Below are 19,374 nucleotides of genomic sequence, written 5' to 3'. Positions count from 1 at the left end.
TCGCGGCTACGCACTTTCTTCAAGGATCGAACAACTGATAAGCAGGGAGGCTGCCTGCTCGAACTGCGGCGCCACCATCTTGCACGGTCCGCACCACGGCGCCCAAAAGTCAACCAGCAGCGGCAGGTCACTGCGCTCCAGATGACGGGCGAAGGTCGCTGTGGTCAGATCAATGGGTTCTCCGGTGAGCAGCGGGCGCTGGCACCGCCCGCAATTGGGCTTCTCTGCCAACTTGTTGGCTGGCACGCGATTGATGGATTGGCAGTGTGGGCAGATGATATGCATGCTGTCACTCATGAGGTGGCTCCTTGGGACACAGAGGAAGTAATGGCTCCGGCAGTTGGGCCGCTGTGACATGGGGATTCGAGCTGTAGCCCCTGCGTCAGTTGCCGGATGCTGTATTCATCCAGCGTTTCCCGTGCGAGCAGTTCGCGCGCGCACCGCTCCAGCACTTCTCGGTTAATTTCGAGAATTCGGTATGCACGATCAAACACACCCATCACGATGTCACGGATGGCTTGGTCGATGCGTGTCTGAGTCGATTCGGCTACCCGGCAGCCACCCTGTACCAGTTCAGGCGCATCAAGAAAACGCGGCCTCTGTGCCTCAAAAGCAACGTACCCCAAGCCCTCATCCATGCCGAAGCGCGTAATCATGTCGCGGGCGATGTCGGTGGCCCGCGCGAGATCGTCTGAAGCTCCTGTGGACAGCTCGCCAAACACGAGCTTCTCAGCCGCGCGCCCTCCCAGGAGCACGGCGATCTTGTGCTCCAGGTCGGCACGTGTCATCAGAAATCGGTCTTCGGTGGGCCGCTGCAGGGTGTAGCCGAGTGCACCGATGCCACGCGGAACGATTGAAATCTTGTGTACCGGATCGGTGCCGGGCAGCGCCAGCGCCACCAGCGCATGTCCCATCTCGTGATAGGCCACGGTTTCCCGCTCCTTCGGATTGAGCACACGGTTCTTCCTTTCCAGGCCGGCCACGATGCGCTCGATGGCGGCGGTGAAGTCTTGCAGTTCCACAGCCTGCGCCTTGCGCCGCGTCGCGCTCAGCGCTGCTTCGTTCACGAGATTGGCCAGATCAGCGCCGGAAAAGCCGGTGGTCAGCGCCGCCACCTGTTCCAGATCTACACCGTGGGCCAGGGTGATCTTCTTGACATGGACCTTCAGGATATCCAGGCGACCTTTCTTGTCGGGACGGTCCACCAGCACCTGACGGTCGAAGCGACCGGCGCGAAGCAAGGCCTGATCGAGGATCTCCGGCCGGTTGGTAGCTGCAAGGATGATCAGCCCGACCGAGCTGTCGAAGCCATCCATTTCGGTGAGCAACTGGTTCAGCGTCTGCTCACGCTCGTCGTGTCCACCGATCGGTCCTCCGACACCGCGTGCGCGGCCCAAAGCATCCAGCTCATCAATGAAGATGATCGCCGGCGCCTGCGCACGCGCCTGTTCGAACAGGTCGCGCACACGGGCCGCACCCACGCCGACAAACATCTCGACAAACTCTGATCCGGAGATGGAGAAGAAGGGCACCGCCGCCTCGCCGGCAACAGCCTTGGCCAGCAATGTCTTGCCGGTGCCCGGTGGGCCGACCAGCAACACGCCCTTGGGAATGCGCGCCCCGAGCCGTCCATACTCCTGCGGATTCTTGAGGAAATCGACGATCTCAACCAACTCCGCCTTGGCTTCATCGACGCCAGCGACATCGGCAAAGGTCACGCCAGTGTTCTTCTCCATGAATACCTTGGCACGGCTCTTGCCGATGCTCAGGAAGCCACCCATGCCCTGCTTCTCGGCGAAGCGGCGGAACAGGAAGAACCAGACGCCGAAGAAGGCCACCGCCGGCAGAATCCAGGAGAGCACATCACGCAGCCAGGTACTTTCCACCACCCGCGCATAGGGCACGTCGTACTTGGACAGCCGCTCGGCCAGGTCGGGTTCGACACGGGTGGCCACGATGGTGGTCTTGCCCCGGCTGTCCGGCGATTTCAGGCGCCCGGTGACCGTGCGGTCCGACACCAGCACTTCGGCGACGCGCCCCTCGGCCAGCGCCTTCTCGAATTCGCTGTAGGGCACGGGCTCGACGGTCTTGGCCGCCTGCCAGTAGTTCTGCAGCGTCAGCAGCAACAGGCCGGCGACGATCCAGTAGCCAATGTTCCATTGATCTTTCTTTTCCATGGGCAATGTTCCTCGCAAGTCGTGTCGCTAGAGAATGGGAGTGAACAGACGGGCCACCCCGTCGCGCAAGCGGATGGCCAGCAGGCGGGCGCGGAACGCCATCGCCGATATCTCGTCCGCCGCATCACGGGCGGCATCAAAAAGGGATGACAGCCGCGTAGACAACGCGGTGTCGTACACCTCCACATTGAACTCGAAGTTCAGGCGCAGGCTGCGTGCATCCCAATTGGCCGAACCCAGGCAGCACCACTTGCCGTCTACCAGCATCAGCTTGCTATGGTCGAACGGGCCAGGCCGTTCGAAGATGCGCACACCGTGCTCCAGCACCTGCCAGTAGTGGGCGCGCGGCCCATTGCACCGTGGGATGGTCACCGTTCGCAGGCGTCAGCACGTCGACACGCACGCCGCGCAACGCAGCCGTACTCAGCGCCACGATCATGGGCTGATCGGGGACGAAATACGGTGTCCAGATGCGCACCGAATGCTTCGCGGCGCTCAAAGCGCCCATGAAGGTCCAGCGCATCCGGTCCAGGGCCTCATCGGGACCGGCCTCGATGCCGCGCGCCCAAGAGGTTCCTTGCTCATCGGCCGTTACGGGCGGTTCGCCCCAGTAACCCTTGCTGAGCCGCTCGCCCGTGGTATCGCACCAATCATCGGTGAAGCACCGCATCAGATGCGCAATCACCGGCCCGCGCAGACAAAAGTGCAAATCGTGACAGGCCTGGCCCGGCGCATCGGGCCGCCAATACGGACCGAAGATGTTCATGCCGCCGGTGAAACCCGTCTCGCCATCGACAAGCGGCTCGATGCGGTTGCCGCCGGTCAGCGACTGGCCGGTGGCGCGTCCCACCAGGTGGGCCAGACCGGCAAGCGGCGGCGATACAGCCTCGGGCATCGTGGGCGAGAGGTCCTGCCGAACAGCAGGATCTGCCCCCGGGAAGAGCCGCCGCGCCCGCCGCTGGTAACGGTTGATGCCGAACAGCCCATACAGCAGCGAACCGCCCAGCGGCAACAAGGCGATCAGCAGTACCCACAGCGTGGCCGATTGAGGGTCACGCTTGTAGATAACCGCGTGCCCCGCTGTGGGGATAGCGACCGCCAGCGACACGAGGGTGGCTGCCCATGTCAGCCCGTTGGGGTCGGACACGACAGCCTCCTCATGACTCAAGATTCGCCGCCCGCTGACTTCTTCTTGCTCGCGTCGCTAGGCGGCGTCTCGGCCGCGTTCGCGGCATCGGGCTTCTCAGGCTCGGCCGGCTTCGCGGGTGGCTCCTGGTGCTCGAAGACCACCCGTTCGGCCTTGTCGTCCCAGCGGGCGCTGGCGTGATCGGCCTTGCCGATACCGCCACCCAGCATCTCGCGCGCCAGTGCCGTCTCCAGCTCGCTGCGGATCAGCCGCTTGAGCTCACGCGCGCCGAACTCGGGCTTGTAGCCTTCCTCCGCGAAGTGATCGATCAAGGTCTGATCGAAGGTCAGCGTCACGCCCTGGCTGGCGGCGTTGCGGGCCACACGATCGAGCTGCAGGCCGACGATATGGCGGATCTCCTCCTCGCCCAGCGCATGGAAGACGATGATCTCGTCGATGCGGTTGAGGAACTCGGGGCGGAAGTGTCCGCGCAGCACGTCCATCACCTCGGACTTGGTCTTCTCGTATTCCTCGCCGGCGGCGCCACGGGCCTTCAGCCGACGCTGGATGATGTCCGAGCCCAAGTTCGAGGTGGCGATGATGATGGTATTGGTGAAATTCACCACCCGGCCCTTGCCGTCGGTGAGCCGCCCGTCGTCGAACACCTGCAGCAGGATGTTGTAGACGTCGGGGTGAGCCTTCTCGATCTCGTCCAGCAGCAACACGCTGTAGGGTTTGCGCCGCACTTTCTCGGTGAGCTGCCCCCCCTCGTCATAGCCCACATAGCCCGGAGGCGCGCCCACCAGGCGTGCCACGGTATGGCGTTCACCGTACTCGGACATGTCGATGCGCAACAGCGCACCGTCATCGCCATAGATCGACTCGGCCAGCGCCTTGGCGAGTTCGGTCTTGCCCACGCCGGTCGGTCCGAGGAACAGGAAAGTAGCAACCGGCTTGCTGCCCTCGCGCAGCCCCGCCCGCGACAACCGCACGGCATCGGCCACCGCGCGCACCGCTTCGTCCTGGCCCACCAGGCGCTCGTGCAGCCGCTGCTCCAGATGCAGCAGCTTCTCGCGTTCTTCCACCGTCAGCTCGTTGACCGGAATGCCGGTCAGGCGCGAGACGATCTGCGCGACATGCTCGGCCTTGACTTCGGCGCTGCCCGAGGCGCGCTCGCGTTCCCATTCCTCGACGAGCTTCTTGAGTTCAGTCTCCTTGGCCTCGATGCGCTTGCCCAGCTCGGCGGCCTTGTCGTACTGCTTGCGCGAGGCCACATAGTCCTGCTCACGCCGCAGCTGGTGCAGTTCGGACTCCAGCTCTTGCACCGCCACCGGGCGGGCCGTGGCCGACAGCTTCACGCGTGCGGACGCCTGGTCGAGCAGGTCGATGGCCTTGTCAGGCAAAAAGCGCGCGGTGATGTAGCGGTCCGACAACTCGGAGGCGGCGATGATCGCATCCTCGGTGATGCTGACCTTGTGGTGCGCCTCGAAGGTGTCGCGCAGGCCGCGCAGGATCATCATGGTCTGCGCTACCGTCGGCTCGGGCACCATCACCGGCTGGAAGCGGCGCTCCAGCGCGGCATCCTTTTCGATGTACTTCTGATACTCGTTGAGCGTGGTGGCGCCGATCAGGTTCAGTTCGCCGCGCGCCATCATCGGCTTAAACACGTTGGCCACGTCCAGCCCGCCTTCGCCGCCACCCTGGCCTGCACCGACGATGGCGTGCACCTCGTCGATGAAGAGAATCAGCTCGCCCTGGTGCTCGGTCACTTCCTTGAGCACCTTCTGCACGCGCTCCTCGAACTCGCCGCGGTATTTGGCGCCTGCCACCATGGCGTTGATGTTGAGTTCGACCAGACGCTTGTCGCGCAGCGTCTCGGGCACTTCGCCGGCGACCATCCGCTGCGCCAGTCCTTCGACAATGGCGGTCTTGCCGACGCCGGGCTCACCGATCAACACCGGGTTGTTTTTCTTGCGCCGGGCCAGCACCTCGATGGTGGTCTCGATCTCCTGCGCACGGCCGATGACTGGATCGAGTTTGCCCTCGCGCGCCATCTTGGTGAGGTCGCGCGAGTATTTATCCAGCTCGGGCGTGTTGGTCGGCGTCTCGGCGCGGCCATCCTCGGCCCCTTTGCCGACCACCTTGCTTACCTGCTGGCGCAGCGCTTGCGGCGTGAGGCCGTAACGGCGCAGTAGGTTGGCCGCCAAACCTTCGCCTTCCTCGGCGAGCCCGATCAGGAAATGCTCCGGCCCGACATAAGAGTGGCCGAGTTCGTTGGAGGCCACGAAAGCACGGCTGAGCGCGTCCTTGACCCGGGGCGACACGCCGATCTCGCCCTCGAACGGCTTGTCGCCGCGCTTGGCTTCGGATTCGATCTGTCGCTTGAGGTCATCGACCTTGATCTTGAACTGCCCCAGGATGGTCTTGACCACGTCGCTGTCGGATAGCGCCAGCAACAGGTGTTCGGTATCGACTTCGGCGCGCCCGAACTCTGCAGCGTGTCGGGCGGCTTCCTGCAACAGGGCCTCGGACTGTTCGCTGATACGGCTGGCGAGCCCACTGCCGCGACGGCGCGCGGTGCCCGTACCGGCCGGGGCGGGTTCGCCGAACGAGGCATCGACGACCTCGTCGGTATCGGCCGCCATGGACGGTGCGTCGTCACCGATGCGGAAGAAGTCGCTGCCAAGGAAGTCTTCGAACAGCCCGCTGCGCGAGCCGAACAAGGCTTCCAGCGGTGAGACGGTGCGCTTTTGCTGGCGCACCAGTTGGCGATAGTGATCGTCACACAACAGCATGGTGCTGTGGCGACCATTGAGATTGGCTTCCACCCGCACCGTGGCGGGCTGGCCGCAGACCTGGCATTGTTTTCTGGCCATGCTGATGCTCCTGTAAAGATTGATTTGATGAGACGCCGCCGATCACGGCGTCTCATCCTTTTGTGGTTTTGAGAAAAGCGAGCCGACCAGCGTCAGCCGTTGATCGGGATCGAGCGGCCCTGCTTGGGCGCGCTGGCCTCGCGCTTTTCCATCGTGATTGTGAGCACGCCGTTCTTGAAAGCGGCCTTGATCGTGTCCTGGTTGGCATCGGCCGGCAGGTTCAGAGCGCGCTGAAAGCTGCCGTAGGAGCGCTCCACCCGGTGGAAACCGCCGTCTTTCGTTTCCTGCTCCTGACGCTTTTCACCGCGCACCAGCAGCACGTCGTTGTCGAGCGTGATCTGGATGTCCTTTTCCTCGACGCCGGGAACCTCCAAAGAAATCTTATACAGCTTGTCGGTTTCCTGGATGTCAAGTGCCGGCTTCAGCAGGCCCGGCCAGTCCGACGGCCATCGCGGCATGGCCAGCGCCGGAAAGCCGAAGCCTCGAAATGCATCGTCAAAGAGGCGGTCGATCTCGCGATGCAATTGCAGGATGGGACTGACGGGCCCACCCGCCACCGGCAGGTCATTGCGCTGCACCGGCAGCGAGGCAGTGCTCTGTTGTTCTTCCTGCTCCTTCTTGAACCAGTTCCAGGGAGCCAATTTCTTGAAATCAATGTCCATGTCACACCTCCAGAAGAAAAATTGAAGACTCTCGCTCACTCCGTTTGCCTGCGGCGACGGACAGCGCGCCCAGACGACACGGAGTGTTCCGCTGACTTTGGCTGCTCATCTGTGCGTATCACCTCCTTCTTTCTGCCTGCTTGGATCTGATCATTGATCCATCGATCGATTTCACTTTGACGAAACCGCCACGTCCCGCCGACCTTGAAGGCCGGAATCTCCCCGTGCGAGGCGAGCCGGTAAAGCGTCCGCTTGCCGACTTTCAAGTAGGCAGCCAACTCGTCGAGTGTGAAGATCGCCTGCTGGCGCGCTGTCATACCACCCCCACAAGTTCCGACGTCACGCGGCCTCGCTCGAGGAAATTCTTACAAGACTTAAAATAATATTACGCCTAACATGCCGACAGTCAAGAATCAACATCCAGCGACCTGCTGGCCGATGGATGTGACTCCAATCTTCAAGGGCGATGGCCGGGATGGCCCGATCCGGTGACGACGGCAGCGGGTTGATCGGGACTTTTGTTATTGCATCGTCATCGGGCGTGGCCGTTCGGTTCTACCGGGATGTTGTTTCCACCTGCGCCCGGGCTTGCCGCGAACCTGCCGCCAACATCCGGGAGATGAAAGACTTTGTGAAACGCTACGAAGCGCACTGGGCAGATTGCGCCTGGCAGCCGGAGTGAACCTGTCTGGTTGAGTCAAAGCGCGAGGATTGATCAATGGTAACGGCAGATACACCATTCGAGCAGAAAAAATTGGGCCGCAAGCATATCAAGAGCTTCGCCAGCGGCATCGCTCATATGTTTGCCTGTTCGGCCCAGCATTATGCCTGGCTGGCGTATCAGCACCAGTTGCTGACGGTGGCAATTGACCTCCTGGAACTGCGAATCGAACCATCGGAATTCGACATTGAGAGGAACCGGACTCTTGCCAGTATGTGTCAGAGAACACTCCTCCGAAACGCCGGGCAACTGGCACCACCTGGCGCTGTGGTTACGGCGTCTCTCTCTGCCCACTTCGGGATTGATGACTATTCTGAAGACGGCCGTTCTGCTTCGATTGGTAGGTCCGTTTTCACCGTGATCCTGACCGATGACCGAAGCAAGGAGTGGCGCGTTGACCATGCTGAGGAGCGGATGCTGATGCAATCGTAGCGGAGAACGGTTGGTGCAACTCATATCAACAGAAACCATGAAATATGAGGCGACCATGCCAAAGAAACCAGGATCACATCATGTCGTACCCAACGCCGACGGCGGCTGGGACGTCAAGAAAGACGGCGCGACCCGCAGCAGCGGCCACTTCGACAAGAAGCAGGATGCCGTCGATGCCGGGCGTAAGATCAGCCAGAACCAAGGCACCGAATTCTACATCCACGGCAAGGACGGGAAGATCCAGAACAAGGACAGCCACGGGAACGATCCGTATCCGCCGAAGGGATGATGTCAGGATCAATTCGATTCCCGTTTTGGGAACTGAACCGGCGTCCGAAAACCGGATTCGAAGTTGTTGATGAAAAGCCCCAGGTATCCGTTTTTACTGCAACCCGCCACCCTCGTCCGGTGCAGGGAAATCAGGGGAGAAAATCGTTTCTCTGGTCGGATTGTCGGGAAATGGTTGTGCGAGATGACTTCGGAGTTTATTATCAAGGAGTTACGAGGAACGCGGGCTTTGAGACTGTTTTGTGGTAGGTCGTCGTTCCCTCCACCACGTAACAAAATTTGCCCACGAAAGTGGGCTTTTTTTGTGCCTTCTCTCCAGAAAACAACCGTCAATCCTAGCCTTCCTGCAAGTAGCCAAGCGCAAATCCTTTCAGTTTTGCTCTCGCCCCCTCCAGCTTCTGGGGGGCATCGCGCGATTTTTTCGTGTCCGCCTAGCTCCCCTATTCTTCGTTCGCCTTGGCGAACTGCGGCATGCCAAATGTTCAGAACTCAACATTGAGCGCAAAGAGTGGTGTGTTCCGTCGGCAAAGATGGAAGCTCGCGTCCTCCACATTGTCCCTCTTTCCACGCAGGCTCTAACGATCCTAGAAAACGAACTGCGCCCACTTGTGATCGAAGACCGATGCAAGTCGGGCAAAGTTTCGTCAAAAGCAGACCTGACCCCACCGCCCTGTGTGATCCCTGACCACTGTGATCATTTTGCTGGATGTTCACAGATCCAGATTCCTCGCGCCACTCTGCACGTGAGGGATTTTTTTATGCGATTTCGGACTAAAAATTCAATTATGTCATACAAAGCAAATCGCATCATACGCATTCACTGATAAAATACTAAATTTCAGTAATATTACACCTATTCCGTCATACATACTGATCCTCCTTGTCTTTCATTCCAATTTTCGGCAATCACATTCATAAAAAAAGATTTCTCCCGCCTACGCTATGGGATCTTCCCCACTGCCGGGGAAGATCTGTTGTTTTGTGCTTGCTGCGAAACCTGCTGGAGGGCCATAAGATGGGAACAAGAAGTTATGATTCAACGAAGTTGGAGCGAATTCTCCATCTCTACATGGCCATCAAGGCGTCCCCGGACAAATCACCCAAGGAGATCCGGCAGGAGTTGGGCGTCGAGAAGTCGGCTTATGGCAGGTACTGCACCCTGCTCAAAGGCTTGGGTGTGGAATTCCATTTTGACAGAAAGGCTCGCCGACATGTTGTTGAAAAAGACGCCTTCCTGACCGCACCGGATCTCACGCTGGATGAGCGTCTAGCCATCGTATTGGCAGTTGGCCGACTCGGTGGGCTGCAGGAATCCTTCCTGGCCTCGTGTGCCAGAAAGGCTGCTACCAAACTCCTGGTGGTGAACAAAGCCTCCATGGTGGCGGCCTGCTCCGCCCTACTGAAGGGGCCGGAGCTGCCCACGCATGTCGGTGGAAAAGAGGTGGTGGTCGACAGCCTCTTCAAGGCCATCACGGAGCGTCGGCGGGTCCGGATCGAGTACCACAAGCCGCACGCCGATCCGGTAGAATACGAAGTCGATCCGTATCAACTCTATGTTCTTGAAGGTGCTCTTTACTTGGACGGCTACCACTGGAAGCGTAAGGCAGTTCGCTGCTTCAAGGTCTGTCGGATCAAGCAGATTTGGTCTACTGAGATAATTTTCTCGAACGAGCGAGGCTACGTCTACGAGGAGCGCCGCATGAGCTCGTTCTGTCGGTTTGCCACAGACAACGAGCCTGAAACGGTACGAATATGGTTCTCGCCCTTCGCGGCCCCATACATTCGCGAGGAATATAGACATCCCAACCAGAGCCTCATGGACAATGCCGACGGCTCCCTGATCTTCGAGGTGAAGGTGACCGAACCAAGAGAGGTTCTGTGGTGGGCCATGCGCTGGGGTGCGGATTTCGAGGTGCTGGAGCCGGAGTGGCTGAGGGAGGAGGCGATGGAGAAGGTGAAGAGAATGGCGGGGAGGTATGGGATGAGGGTGGAAGGATGAAATATTACGCGCATTCTGAAAATAATGATGGCAGCAAGCATGATCTTTCAAAACATCTATTCGAAACCGCGCAAAAGGCAGAAGCGCTTGCTTGTCGAAAAGAATACTCTCAATTTTTTCGCTTGGCAGGATTGCTCCATGACTTTGGAAAGTATCAACCTGCTTTTCAAGATTATCTAGAACATGGAGGCAGGCGCGGTAGCATTCCACATGCCAAATGGGGTGCTGGATATGCGCGAAAATTCAAGATTTACGATGTATCAATCGCAATTGACGGTCACCACAAAGGTCTGCCGAATCGTGCAGATTGGAAAAACGATACCAATCAAATTGTGTATGATGACGAACCGGACTTTGATGAAGTGAAAAACGCCTTTCTTGTCGATACCGGTTTTGACGAAATGACCCTTGAATATGTCTGTGCACCAGCATTGAACGGACTACAGCATGAAATTTTCATCCGCTATCTCTTCAGCGTTCTTACTGACAGTGATTGGCTTTCTACAGAAAAGCATTTCGATGATATAAAATCATCAATGCGTCCCATCCGGACACTACCGATTGTTGCCATGCTCAACAGACTTGAAGAAGAATTTTCCGCAAAATCCAAGTCTGGCGAGATCAATCAACTGCGTAATCTGGCTAGGAATGAGGCTATTGGTAAGGCATTACTCGCCACCGGTTTCTATTCCTTGGCGTTGCCGACCGGCATGGGGAAGACGCTGACGTCGCTTGCATGGGCACTACGACACGCACAGCACAATAAATTGAAGCGCATCATTATTGTCCTTCCTTATATCAGCATCATTGATCAGACTGCACGCGAACTGAAAAGAATCTTTGGTGACGAATGGATCCTTGAACACCACTCCAGCTATAACGAGGCGAGCAACTCGACTACAGACAGAAGCGAGGATTATCCCGCCGAGCAGAAAAGAAAGCAGCTTGCCTGCGAGAACTGGGATTATCCGATCATCATCACTACTACGGTTCAGTTCTTCGAATCGCTGTTCAGCAACAGACCTTCCAAGTGTCGAAAAATCCACAATATTGCCGAATCGGTCGTCATTTTTGATGAAGTGCAAACCATCCCCAAGGAGATTGTTTTGCCCACCTTGGGGATGCTGAATGACATTCAGGAAATCATGCGTACGTCGTTTCTCTTCTGCACTGCGACCCAACCCGCTTATGAAAAACGGCCTGGCTTTGATGGCATCACGGCAATTACGCCACTCATTGAATCCCCCGGTATCCTGTACGACAAAAGCAAACGGGTAACGTATCAACTGCTGGATGAACTCACCCCCATCTCTTTTGCTAGACTGAAGGATACGGTCACTAAGCATGATGAAGCGTCGCTGGTCATTTTCAACACCAAGAAAGATGCGCTTGAGTATTTTATGATTATGAAATCCAACAAAACATGGGATGCGCAATATCATCTATCGACCGCCATGTGTCCGGACCACAGAAAGAAAACGATCAGAAATATCAAGTCCGACCTCAAAGCAAAAAAGAAAATCCTAGTGGTCTCAACGCAGTTGATCGAGGCCGGGGTAGATTTCGATTTTCCGCTAGTGTTCCGGGCGCTCGCACCTTTGGAAGCGATTATCCAATCCGCCGGGCGCTGCAACCGCGAAGGATTACTGAACCACTCCGGCAAGCTTGGAAATGTTTACCTGTTCCTGTTGCAGGATGCCAGATATCCCAACAAGACATATCACGCCTGTGCCGGATACGCGGCGGAGCTTCTTCAAGACGATATCGAACAACTCTACAGTCACAACGTTTTTGAAAAATACTATGCCAGCGTCTTTGCCCTCTACATCGACCAAGCAAGTCAACAAGGGATCATCAATGCCCGTAAGGATTTCAATTTCGAGACGGTTAACGATATTTACAGGTATTTGGATGATCATTCCGAAGGACTGTTTGTTTACAACTACAACGACGAGAGCAGGGATCTACTGCACACACTGCAATTTAAAGAGTATATTTCGCGCGACGACTATCGAGCCATGCAGCCATTCACAGTGCAGGCGTACGAGAACTTTATCTATCAGAACAGGGAAGACGTGAAAACCTCACCGCACGGCTTTAAAATCTGGTACGGCAACTATGATCCGGCTACTGGTATTTCAGTGGATCCAATGGAGGCGGACAAGTATGTGGTATGATCAAGGAGGCGCATATGCTTGATGATCGAGTAGTACGAGTAAAAGTGAAAGGTGACTATGCCTGTTTTACTAGGCCGGACCTTAAAGTTGAGAGGATGACCTATCCGTGTATGACGCCGTCGGCGGCACGTGGCGTTCTAGATGCTATCCTCTGGAAACCGGAATTCCAATGGTATGTCAGGCGCATCATTGTGCTCAACCCGGTGCGCTTTATGTCCATCAAACGCAATGAAATCAATTCCAAGCAGGGGCGAAATCCGATCATTGTTGAGGACAAACGGGCGCAGCGAAATAGCGTGTTGTTGCGAGACGTTGCCTACATCATCGAAGCATCGATTTTTATGAAGGATGCCACCAGGCAGATGTATGATAAATATGTAGGAATAGATGATAAACATGAGGGAATGTTTCCCCGGCGGGTCAGGAAAGGGCAGTGCTGGCGTAGGCCGTACCTGGGAACACGTGAATTTTCCGCCGAATTCATGTCGCCGGACGAAAATGATCAACCAATCACGGAAACCATACCCATTGGAAGCATGCTGTTTGACATTTTTTATGGTGAACAGGGCAAGCCACAACCTCTTTTTTTCGAGGCCTCAATCCATGATGGCGTCTTGAACTGCGAGGTACCGGAAAATGACCAGATGATGCTCTCAACCCATCTGCGCCCCCTTGTTGGCAGTGACGTTTCCTCAGCTATCTACGAGTTTAACCATCGAGAAGAAGAGGACGCGAAATGATCAAGGAATTGAGTGAACTTGGAAAAACGTTGAGGGCCGGCAAGGCTGATGGAGCATGGGTTCATGACGCTTTGAAGGAAGAAGCAATTTCGATGGTTTTAACAATTCGGTCAGACGGAGGTTTTGCTTCTCTCCTGCCTATTGAAAATAAAAGGACAATGGCTGAGGCGATACAACGTACAAGTGAAAAAAAAGCACGTTTGCTACTTGATAACTGTGGCTATACATTAGGGGTTTATGATTCAGATGGCCCTGCTTTTAAAAAGAAAGTCAAAGACAAAGGGGAGCAGAAGGCTATCGAAATATTTGAGAAAGATGTTGCTGAAAAGAGGAAACTTTTTGTTGGCCGAATAATGGAACTTCAAAATATTGATGGGTTAGAGCCAGTAATTAAGTTTTATGAAGAAAACAGCAGCCAAGGTATCGGCAAGATGTCCCAAGAATACTTTCTTAAAACGATTTCAAAGAAAGCACGTGCTGGAAATATTGCAATATTAATCTCAGGTGGCAATCAATTCGTGCATGAACTTGATACAGTGTATTCTGAGATAATCAATAGATATGAGTCCATACAAAGTAAAATGTTCTCAACAGGCAGCAAGAAATGCTCGGTTTGTCTAAAAAGTTCATTTCCTGTTGGAGATTATCCCCACTTTCCAATCAAAGGTGTGCCTGGAGATAAAGAGCCAGCAGGGGGAAGAAAGCTAATTTCTTATAACGGAGACAACAATCCTTTCGAATCTTATGAAATGACTGGTAACGAAAATTGTATGATTTGCAATAATTGCGCAAAAACATACGTTGAAGGGCTAAATTGGCTGCTTTCTGCAGGCAATGAGATTCAGGTTACAGACAAAAAAGGAAAATCAAAACCGCAGTTCCGTTATACCAACCGGAAAAATTTTGGAACAGATACTGCCATGGTGTTCTGGACGCGCAATAACCAAGCGCTTGATGAAATTGATCTGCTTGACGCACCGTCTTCCGATGAGGTCGCGGTAATGGTTGAGTCGCTGGCGGCAGGGAATGCTACCGGTCACCGCTATCTTGAACCTGAGCGTTTTTATTCCTGCACTCTTTCCGGAGCGGCGGCACGCATTGCCGTGCGGGACTGGGTCGAGACAAGCCTGGGTGAATTTAGAGCGTCAATAGCCCAATGGTTCCAGGATATTGCAATTACTTCTTATGACTTTGATCGAAAGCGGTCAGTCATCTATTATGCCCCATTGTACGCATTAGCTAAAAGTTGCCAGAGGCGGCTGATGGACGCCAAGAAGTTTGACGATGACGATACCGCTTTGTCCAAGGTTGCCAGTAACCTTTGGAGGGCAGCAATTTTCAACAACATTCGCCAGAGCAGCCCTGTTCCCGTATGGATTTTGTCGAAAGCGTTGCAGAGAGCAAAAGGGGATAAAGGGAGCGATAAGGCAAAGTCCCTTGCTCAATTTTCCAAATACGGTGTGACAGCAGAACGCGCTGCGTTGATAAAGCTCATATTGAATCGGAATTTTACAGGAGGTGCCTATATGATTACGGAAAGCGGTGTGCAGGGAGAAAGGCCGATAGCCTATATTTGCGGGCAGATATTCGCAAAAATGGAGAGCATCCAGTATGCGGCGCTTGGCGAAAGAAACGCGGGCATCAGAGAAAAGTATTTTACTTACGCCATGACCACACCGGCGCCAGCATTCGGTAGACTGTTCAATCTAAGTTCCAAACATTTTTCAAAAATTAAGCACGAAAAGCCCGGGCTGGCTGTTAACCTAGACAAAGAATTACAGGAGCTGTGTTACGGGATTGACCTCGAAAAATTTCCTCAAGTCCTTCCGACAATGTTCCGCCTGGAAGAGCAAGGGCAGTTCGCTATCGGCTATTACCATCAGAAACAAAAACAATTTGCTGATTCAAATACAAAGTAGGGAGAGATACAATGAGTGAACCAATCAAGAATCGGTATGATTTCGTTTTCTTCTTCGACGTTAAAGATGGCAACCCTAACGGTGATCCCGACCAAGTCAACCTCCCTCGGATTGATACGGAAGACCAACGAGGGATTGTTACCGATGTTTGTATAAAGCGAAAGGTTAGAAATTATGTTGCTTTAAATGGCGGGCTCAAATCACCTCATGATATTTTTATTCGCCAGAGAGACATTGCTGACGATGACTCCTTTTTGAATGCTCTGATAGCCAAGGCAGAAGGGACCACTACGCAGGCAAAAAGAGGAAGCCTTTGCAAGGACTATTGGGATATCAGGGCATTCGGCGCTGTCTTGAGTACCGGAGAGTCTGAAAGTTCCGAATCAAGTGACGAGACAGAAGAAGGAGCGAAGAAAAAAAGCCCTAAGAAAAAAGTTAAAGGTGGCGGCACGGTCCGCGGCCCGGTACAGTTCACTTTTTCCCGCTCAGAAGATCGCATTTATCAGGCGGAGCATTCCATTACTCGCTGTTGCGTAACAACTGAAAAAGAACGGGACAAGCAATTGGCAAATGAACGGGAGTTTGCATCCACTTTTGGGCGTAAGGCAACAGTACCGTATGCAATGTATCGGATGCATGGCTTTGTTTCCGCCGTTGATGCAGCAAAAACAAAATTCTCTGAGGAAGATTTACAGCTTCTCTGGAAATCACTGATCAATGCTTTTGAACATGACCGGGCAGCAGCACGAGGCGAGATGAATCCTCGAAAACTTGTTATTTTCAAGCACAACAGTCATCTGGGAAATGAACTATCGGGCAGATTGTTTGAACGTGTGACTGTAACCAAAATGAGCAACTTGCCTCGGAGTAAGGATGATTACCTTATTGAAGTAAATAAGGATCAAATACCTTCGGGTATCGAGATCAAAGTCTGGCCAGAAGAATCTGTGTATTAGTGGCGTACACCGAAGACGATCTTCTCCCAATATCCGCTCTACAGCATCTGCTCTATTGCGAGCGGCAATGCGCGCTCATCCATATTGAGCGAGTTTGGGAAGAGAATCTGTTCACGGCTGAAGGTCGCATCCTTCACGAAAAGGTTGATTCCGGGGAAGACTGTGTGCGTGCAGGAAGACGAATTGCACGCAGTCTTCCCTTGCGTACGTTGCGGCTTGGTCTTTCAGGTATTGCCGATGTGGTCGAGTTTGGCTCGGACAAAAGCGATGTGTATCCCATCGAATACAAGCGTGGCCGCAGCAAGGCTGCCAATTGGGATAGAATCCAACTTTGCGCCCAGGCCATGGCTCTGGAGGAAATGCTTGGTGTGTCCATAACGGAAGGAGCGTTGTTTTATGGAAAAACCAGAAGGCGTGTGGTGGTGATGTTCGACGCAACTCTGCGTGCGGAGACAGAAGACGCGTCGGAACGTCTGCATCAACTCATCGCATCGGGTCAGACACCTGCGGCCCATTATGATGCGAAATGTGATGCCTGCTCACTGCTCGAATTGTGCATGCCGGAGCTACCCAAAAACAAATCCGTCAGCAAATATCTGGCGGCCATGGCGGACGCTGAATGAAAAAGCTGCTCAACACGCTCTACGTAACGACTCAGGGCGCATATCTGGCTAAGGAAGGAGAGTGCGTGGCCGTGCGTGTGGGAAACACGGTCAAACTGCGTGTGCCGATTCATACGCTGGGGGGCGTGGTCTGTTTTGGGCAGGTTTCGTGCAGCCCGTTCCTGATGGGTTTTGCCGCCGAGCGAGGGCTGGGCTTCAGCTTTCTGACGGAGCATGGCCGCTTTCTCGCGCGGGTGCAGGGTCCGATATCCGGAAATGTACTGCTAAGGCGCGAGCAGTATCGACGGGCAGATTCTCAGGAAGCCAGCGCCGAGGTGGCCCGGTCCATCATCAGCGCCAAGGTCATCAATTCCCGCCGCGTATTGCAGCGAGTCGTGCGGGATCATGGTGACAAGGTCGAAGGGGCTGCCCTTGAAAGCGAGGTATTGCATTTGAAGGATTGCCTGCACCGTCTGCAACAGTCGGTCAGCCTGGATGTTGCTCGCGGTATCGAGGGCGAAGCGGCCAACGCCTATTTCGGCGTCTTCGACCATCTGATCCTGTCGAAGGAGCCGGAATTCCGTTTTACCGTGCGAAGTCGGCGTCCACCCCTGGACCGGATGAATTGCCTGCTGTCGTTTATTTATACTCTGCTGGGTCATGATGTGCGTAGCGCCCTGGAATGTGTCGGACTGGATTCTGAAGTGGGCTTTTTGCATCGAGATCGACCCGGCAGGCATGGTTTGGCTTTGGATGTCATGGAGGAATTCAGGGCATTTGTTGCCGATCGGTTGGCGTTGTCCCTCATCAATTTGGGACAGATCAAAAAAGACGGCTTCGAGGTTCTGGAAACTGGCGCGGTTAAAATGACAGATGAGGCACGCAAGACACTGCTTGTCGCCTACCAGAAACGCAAACAGGATGAAATTGTGCATCCGTTTTTGAATGAACGGATTTCCATGGGACTCGTCTTCCATGTCCAAGCCATGCTCATGGCGCGATGGCTGCGTGGAGACTTGGACGGATACCCACCGTTTGTATGGAAGTAGTATGTTGGTACTGATCAGTTACGACGTAAGTTTTGAGGACCCTGGCGGGCAACGGCGGTTGAGGCGCATAGCCAAGGCATGTCAGGATTATGGCCAGCGGGTTCAGTATTCCGTGTTCGAATGCGTGGTTGATCCTGCGCAGTGGACGCGTCTTAAACACAGGCTGCTCAGTGAGATGGATGAGGAGAAAGACAGCTTGCGCTTCTACTATCTGGGAGCAAACTGGAAACGGAAGATCGAGCATGTCGGGGCCAAGCCCGCGTATGATCCCGAAGCCCCGCTGATTCTGTAGCGCGAACCCCAAGCGGAGGCGGAATTGCCGGGAGGTTCGCGATGTACGTAGGATGTTGTTTTGTAGGATAATTATGGCTCTGCCATGATCCGACGCTTCTGAAAGCAGGGATTGAGGAACGGCTTCGCGGAATGAGCCTTCTGAGATCCCGAGCAGCAACGCTTGGCATGACAGACAGTCGCCCCTCTCGCAGGGGCGTGGATTGAAACCATTCCCGATCCGACTTAACAACGGCCTTGCGCTGTCGCCCCTCTCGCAGGGGCGTGGATTGAAACAGTGTGTCGGAAGATAAGTCTGCCGTAGATGCAGTCGCCCCTCTCGCAGGGGCGTGGATTGAAACATCCAGATCGACCACCATCTTTGCAGACACCGCGTCGCCCCTCTCGCAGGGGCGTGGATTGAAACCACCTTGCCGGTGACGGCGCAGGCTGGCCGCGTCGTCGCCCCTCTCGCAGGGGCGTGGATTGAAACTTCCTGACACGCGACCTGGCACTTGTTACATTCGGTCGTCCCTCTCGCAGGGGCGTGGATTGAAACGCTACCTCGACCGCCGAGGAGTTGGTGATTGAGGCCGTCGCCCCTCTCGCAGGGGCGTGGATTGAAACTTCGGCGTTGACGAACGTCTAGCCCCTGCGCCTGGTCGCCCCTCTCGCAGGGGCGTGGATTGAAACCAAGGACCGCCGCATTGCCGATCAGGATGTGGAGGTCGCCCCTCTCGCAGGGGCGTGGATTGAAACGTTATCACTCCAACCTCCGTTTACTCTAGCAAGGTCGCCCCTCTCGCAGGGGCGTGGATTGAAACCTTACTATCTCCTCCAAAAAAGAAGCCCCATGCGGTCGCCCCTCTCGCAGGGGCGTGGATTGAAACTCCAAATACGCCGTCGTAACAATCAAGGTCCATCTGTCGCCCCTCTCGCAGGGGCGTGGATTGAAACACTCAAACTCAAGCACCTCCGTGATGCTAGAAAGTCGCCCCTCTCGCAGGGGCGTGGATTGAAACGCCTTACGGCGGAATTACCCGACGCCCGCCGGGGTCGCCCCTCTCGCAGGGGCGTGGATTGAAACACGAAATGTGCGAAATCCTCCACATTGACAAGAGTCGCCCCTCTCGCAGGGGCGTGGATTGAAACCACTCTGACCGTGATCGTGGCAGAGCATCCGGGGTCGCCCCTCTCGCAGGGGCGTGGATTGAAACACCGACCAGACCGGCAACCAGACCGTGCAGCTCATGTCGCCCCTCTCGCAGGGGCGTGGATTGAAACAATTATTACAACAACACAACAAAGAATCTTCTCGGTCGCCCCTCTCGCAGGGGCGTGGATTGAAACCGGCATGGTTGTCAACGACAGCGAATCGAC

General features: G+C 55.3%; 15 protein-coding genes, 1 pseudogene and 1 CRISPR repeat array (1 of these 17 running past the window's edge). Of the genes and pseudogenes, 10 read left to right on the top strand and 6 right to left on the bottom strand.

Features of this window, described 5'->3' with window-relative positions:
* Window positions 1-6: 6 nt before the first annotated feature.
* From BMZ24_RS13100 to BMZ24_RS13075, 6 genes and pseudogenes are all read right to left on the bottom strand, one after another.
* Window positions 7-297 carry a thioredoxin domain-containing protein gene (locus tag BMZ24_RS13100; protein WP_425266275.1) on the bottom strand — a complete coding sequence of 97 codons (291 nt, stop codon included), beginning with the start codon at window positions 295-297 and terminating at the stop codon, window positions 7-9.
* Complete coding sequence (ftsH, locus tag BMZ24_RS13095; protein ID WP_092193034.1) at window positions 294-2,177, bottom strand: ATP-dependent zinc metalloprotease FtsH; 1,884 nt, start codon at window positions 2,175-2,177, stop codon at window positions 294-296. Before ftsH ends, BMZ24_RS13100 begins: the two co-directional genes overlap by 4 nt.
* A 27-nt stretch (window positions 2,178-2,204) precedes the next feature.
* Window positions 2,205-3,285, bottom strand: a pseudogene (locus tag BMZ24_RS13090) (phospholipase D-like domain-containing protein).
* Window positions 3,286-3,341: 56 nt separating this feature from the next.
* Entirely contained in the window at window positions 3,342-6,179 is a 2,838-nt protein-coding gene (gene clpK, locus BMZ24_RS13085; RefSeq protein ID WP_092193032.1) for a heat shock survival AAA family ATPase ClpK, read from the bottom strand.
* 92 nt (window positions 6,180-6,271) lie between these two features.
* Window positions 6,272-6,841: an Hsp20/alpha crystallin family protein gene (locus BMZ24_RS13080; RefSeq protein WP_092193030.1), complete on the bottom strand. Its 570-nt coding sequence runs from the start codon at window positions 6,839-6,841 to the stop codon at window positions 6,272-6,274.
* 35 nt (window positions 6,842-6,876) lie between these two features.
* Window positions 6,877-7,158: a helix-turn-helix domain-containing protein gene (locus BMZ24_RS13075; RefSeq protein ID WP_012761384.1), complete on the bottom strand. Its 282-nt coding sequence runs from the start codon at window positions 7,156-7,158 to the stop codon at window positions 6,877-6,879.
* 401 nt (window positions 7,159-7,559) lie between these two features.
* Between BMZ24_RS13075 and BMZ24_RS13065 the strand changes: the two genes are divergently transcribed.
* The 10 genes from BMZ24_RS13065 to cas2 all read left to right on the top strand — a co-directional run bounded on the left by BMZ24_RS13065 (window position 7,560) and on the right by cas2 (window position 18,016).
* Window positions 7,560-7,994 (top strand): hypothetical protein, encoded by a 435-nt coding sequence (locus BMZ24_RS13065; RefSeq protein WP_011369120.1) that lies wholly within the window; start codon window positions 7,560-7,562, stop codon window positions 7,992-7,994.
* Window positions 7,995-8,049: 55 nt separating this feature from the next.
* Complete coding sequence (locus BMZ24_RS13060; protein WP_011369119.1) at window positions 8,050-8,283, top strand: DUF2188 domain-containing protein; 234 nt, start codon at window positions 8,050-8,052, stop codon at window positions 8,281-8,283.
* A 1,014-nt stretch (window positions 8,284-9,297) separates the two neighbouring features.
* Window positions 9,298-10,281: a helix-turn-helix transcriptional regulator gene (locus BMZ24_RS13055; RefSeq protein WP_092193023.1), complete on the top strand. Its 984-nt coding sequence runs from the start codon at window positions 9,298-9,300 to the stop codon at window positions 10,279-10,281.
* Entirely contained in the window at window positions 10,209-12,458 is a 2,250-nt protein-coding gene (gene cas3 / locus BMZ24_RS13050; protein ID WP_143077918.1) for a CRISPR-associated helicase Cas3', read from the top strand. Before BMZ24_RS13055 ends, cas3 begins: the two co-directional genes overlap by 73 nt.
* 14 nt (window positions 12,459-12,472) lie before the next feature.
* Entirely contained in the window at window positions 12,473-13,198 is a 726-nt protein-coding gene (cas5c, locus tag BMZ24_RS13045) for a type I-C CRISPR-associated protein Cas5c (protein ID WP_092193156.1), read from the top strand.
* Window positions 13,195-15,117, top strand: a complete 1,923-nt coding sequence (locus tag BMZ24_RS13040; RefSeq protein ID WP_092193019.1) for a type I-C CRISPR-associated protein Cas8c/Csd1 — start codon at window positions 13,195-13,197, stop codon at window positions 15,115-15,117. Before cas5c ends, BMZ24_RS13040 begins: the two co-directional genes overlap by 4 nt.
* A gap of 11 nt (window positions 15,118-15,128) precedes the next feature.
* Window positions 15,129-16,073 carry a type I-C CRISPR-associated protein Cas7/Csd2 gene (cas7c, locus tag BMZ24_RS13035; protein ID WP_092193017.1) on the top strand — a complete coding sequence of 315 codons (945 nt, stop codon included), beginning with the start codon at window positions 15,129-15,131 and terminating at the stop codon, window positions 16,071-16,073.
* Window positions 16,073-16,696 carry a CRISPR-associated protein Cas4 gene (gene cas4, locus BMZ24_RS13030; RefSeq protein ID WP_092193015.1) on the top strand — a complete coding sequence of 208 codons (624 nt, stop codon included), beginning with the start codon at window positions 16,073-16,075 and terminating at the stop codon, window positions 16,694-16,696. The genes cas7c and cas4 overlap by 1 nt, the downstream gene beginning before the upstream one ends.
* A complete protein-coding gene (gene cas1c / locus BMZ24_RS13025; protein WP_092193013.1) occupies window positions 16,693-17,724 on the top strand; it encodes a type I-C CRISPR-associated endonuclease Cas1c in 1,032 nt (343 codons plus the stop codon). The genes cas4 and cas1c overlap by 4 nt, the downstream gene beginning before the upstream one ends.
* A gap of 1 nt (window position 17,725) precedes the next feature.
* Complete coding sequence (gene cas2 / locus BMZ24_RS13020; protein WP_161949160.1) at window positions 17,726-18,016, top strand: CRISPR-associated endonuclease Cas2; 291 nt, start codon at window positions 17,726-17,728, stop codon at window positions 18,014-18,016.
* Window positions 18,017-18,193: 177 nt separating this feature from the next.
* A CRISPR array of direct repeats spans window positions 18,194-19,374; the repeat unit is 32 nt; unit sequence GTCGCCCCTCTCGCAGGGGCGTGGATTGAAAC; it runs 5,354 nt beyond the window's last position.

It is taken from the genome of Desulfomicrobium norvegicum (assembly GCF_900114595.1).
Classification (GTDB): Bacteria; Desulfobacterota; Desulfovibrionia; order Desulfovibrionales; family Desulfomicrobiaceae; genus Desulfomicrobium; species Desulfomicrobium macestii.
This window is presented reverse-complemented; position numbering and strand designations above follow the sequence as displayed.

Coding starts and splice junctions, on each gene's coding strand:
- clpK (WP_092193032.1), bottom strand. CDS start 6,179: ATGGCCAGAAAACAATGCCAGGTCTGCGGCCAGCCCGCCACGGTGCGG.
- BMZ24_RS13065 (WP_011369120.1), top strand. CDS start 7,560: ATGGTAACGGCAGATACACCATTCGAGCAGAAAAAATTGGGCCGCAAG.
- BMZ24_RS13100 (WP_425266275.1), bottom strand. CDS start 297: ATGAGTGACAGCATGCATATCATCTGCCCACACTGCCAATCCATCAAT.
- cas2 (WP_161949160.1), top strand. CDS start 17,726: ATGTTGGTACTGATCAGTTACGACGTAAGTTTTGAGGACCCTGGCGGG.
- BMZ24_RS13080 (WP_092193030.1), bottom strand. CDS start 6,841: ATGGACATTGATTTCAAGAAATTGGCTCCCTGGAACTGGTTCAAGAAG.
- BMZ24_RS13075 (WP_012761384.1), bottom strand. CDS start 7,158: ATGACAGCGCGCCAGCAGGCGATCTTCACACTCGACGAGTTGGCTGCC.
- BMZ24_RS13055 (WP_092193023.1), top strand. CDS start 9,298: ATGGGAACAAGAAGTTATGATTCAACGAAGTTGGAGCGAATTCTCCAT.
- cas5c (WP_092193156.1), top strand. CDS start 12,473: ATGCTTGATGATCGAGTAGTACGAGTAAAAGTGAAAGGTGACTATGCC.
- BMZ24_RS13040 (WP_092193019.1), top strand. CDS start 13,195: ATGATCAAGGAATTGAGTGAACTTGGAAAAACGTTGAGGGCCGGCAAG.
- cas1c (WP_092193013.1), top strand. CDS start 16,693: ATGAAAAAGCTGCTCAACACGCTCTACGTAACGACTCAGGGCGCATAT.
- BMZ24_RS13060 (WP_011369119.1), top strand. CDS start 8,050: ATGCCAAAGAAACCAGGATCACATCATGTCGTACCCAACGCCGACGGC.
- cas7c (WP_092193017.1), top strand. CDS start 15,129: ATGAGTGAACCAATCAAGAATCGGTATGATTTCGTTTTCTTCTTCGAC.
- ftsH (WP_092193034.1), bottom strand. CDS start 2,177: ATGGAAAAGAAAGATCAATGGAACATTGGCTACTGGATCGTCGCCGGC.